The organism is Galactobacter valiniphilus (genome assembly GCF_003575975.1).
Classification (GTDB): Bacteria; Actinomycetota; Actinomycetes; order Actinomycetales; family Micrococcaceae; genus Galactobacter; species Galactobacter valiniphilus.
In genome coordinates this window covers 1-2,249 of sequence record NZ_QQXK01000058.1, presented here as the reverse complement: position 1 = coordinate 2,249, position 2,249 = coordinate 1, and the positions used below count along the sequence as shown (strand labels likewise).

The following is a 2,249-nucleotide window of genomic DNA, read 5'->3' as shown; positions in this document are numbered from 1 at the left end:
TCGACTTCGGTGACCAGCAGCGGGTCCGCTACCGCGGCCGCAACGTCGTCGAGCGGTGCTTCAACAAGCTCAAGCAATGGCGCGGGATCGCGATGCGCTCAGACAAGACCGCCCGCAACTACCACGCCGGCCTCTGCCTCGCCGCGACACTCCACTGGCTCACCAGCACCTTTAGCAACACGGCCTAGGTCCACCCGAGATGGATAAGACATCGCTCAGGCTCTCACGGCGTCGCGCTACCTTGGGGACTTAGGCCCAGTCCTTGTGCGGCGACGTGCCGCCGATACCGGCGTTGAACGTATTCGTCGGATCGAGCTCCTTGAAGTGCTCTTCCATGGACTCCGGCAGCTTGTAGATGCGACCGTAGTTGTGCTCGGCGGGCAGCTTCGCGCCGCGCTCCTCCAGCAGGTGCTGGATGCGGTCGTGCAGCGCCTCGGGATCCACGCCCTGCTTGGCGACATAGTCCTGGTGCATCACATGGCAGAAGAAGTGCCCGTAATACGCCTTGACCTCAAGCTGGTCGTCGATCTCCTCCGGCAGCACCTCGAGCCAGTTCCAATCGTCGCGACGCAGGGCCACATCGATGGGGATGAGCCCTGCGATGTGCCGGCGCTTCAACGCGGCGTAGCGAGTGGCGGCACTGGCCGCGCCGAACCGGTTGAGCGACGCGCTCTTTTCTTCATCAGACGTGCAGATGAAGAACTCACCAGTGTGCTCGGGCTCTGCGAAGAACTCCTTGAGCATCTTCTCGCTCGCGGCCTTCTGCGACTCGCTGACGGTGAGCAGCAGGTGATGCTCGAAACGGTTGCGGTACTCCATCATGCGCTTGGGCAGCTGGTTGGGCAGCACGCTGAACATGGCTTGCGATACCGTGTCGGCGAAGGTCGGACCAATGCCGGGAATCTTCGAGAACAAGCCGTTGGCCCACGTCTTGAACGAGAACATGCGCGTCTGCAGCGCTGGACTCATGAACTTCAGGAAGACGAAGGTGTCTTTGCCGTACTTCTCGGCCAAGTCGAAGGCACTGCGGCCCATGTACTCACCAGAGATAGGCAGCGGCATGTCGGCTTCGAGGAACAACCGACGGATCTCTTCGAGCTCGTGCGTGTTGTTCGTGCCGATGTAAAACACGGTCGGGTGCACTTCGCGAGGGAAGGTGCGGGTGCGCACCGCGAACACCATCAGCTTGCCGGCCGAGCCGGATGCCTCGAACAGGTACTCGGGTTTCGCATTGTAGCGAGCAGGCGAAGGCACGATCTTGCGCAAGTGCTCGGCGTACTCGGTCTCGTTCGAGTCTTCGGGAGCTGGGGTGACATCCTCGGGAGACCACTCGCCGCGCTGTAGACGGTCGAGTGCGACCTCAGGGTCGTCTCCGAGCGAGATGCCCAGGTGATTGACCAGCTCGACCTTGCCGTCGTCGTTGACGCGGGCGAAGATCGCTTCGCGCGTGAATGCCGGACCCTTGCGAATCTGGCTGCCGCCCGAGTTGTTCGCGATGCCGCCGATGACCGAGGCGCCGATTGATGTCGACCCGATCACCGAGTGCGGCTCGCGCTGGTGCTTGGCGAGCGCGTCGGTCAGGTGTGTCAGCGGGGTGCCCGCGAGCGAGATCGCCTCGCGCGCGTCGTTGATGAGGTGCACCTCATCGATGCGGTGAGTCGAGATGATCACAATGGGGCGATCGTAGTCTTGGAAGCCGGGGCCGGATCCACCAGTCAGGCCCGTGTTCGATGCCTGCGGGATGACGATGAGGTTGTTGTCGACGGATACCTGCAGCGCCCGCCACATCTCGACCAGCGTGCCGGGGCGCACCACGGCGAAGACTGGTCCTCCGCCGAATCGATAGCCTTTGCTGAATGGCATCGTGGCACGCTCAGAGGTCAGTACATGTTCGTCGCCGACGATTCTCTTGAACGCATCGATCGCTTCGTGCGAAGTCGTGGTGGTCTGTCCTGGTTGCGTCATCTCTAAGCTTCCTATATTCAGTTGCATCACAAGCGCGTCATGATGCTGAGGGGATGTCGCCTTGATCCGAGCTAGTCCGCGGTCGTTCATTTTTTGATGGGCGGGGAAACGAGCCAGGGGGACGACGTCTGCGACCGTCTGCCCGGAAGCTCGCTACGTCGTCCAAGGAGTGTGCGTATGCATGTGCATACGCGCATCCTCATTGTAGGGACTGCTGCACGGATTGAGACAGTTGGGGTTAGGCCGCTTGGGCGGCTGGTGGGTTCATGATGAGTTCGAATTCC

General features: G+C 61.7%; 1 protein-coding gene and 1 pseudogene. One reads left to right on the top strand and one right to left on the bottom strand.

Annotated features, from left to right (window positions below):
- Nucleotides 1-188: pseudogene (locus DWB68_RS15630) on the top strand (hypothetical protein); the annotation flags it as partial.
- Between the two features lie 61 nt (nucleotides 189-249).
- Here DWB68_RS15630 and dld read toward each other — a convergent pair.
- Nucleotides 250-1,965 carry a D-lactate dehydrogenase gene (dld, locus tag DWB68_RS15625; protein ID WP_119426035.1) on the bottom strand — a complete coding sequence of 572 codons (1,716 nt, stop codon included), beginning with the start codon at nucleotides 1,963-1,965 and terminating at the stop codon, nucleotides 250-252.
- Nucleotides 1,966-2,249: the final 284 nt, after the last annotated feature.

Excerpts from the sequence above, each read along its gene's own strand:
- dld (WP_119426035.1), bottom strand. The coding sequence starts at position 1,965 with ATGACGCAACCAGGACAGACCACCACGACTTCGCACGAAGCGATCGAT.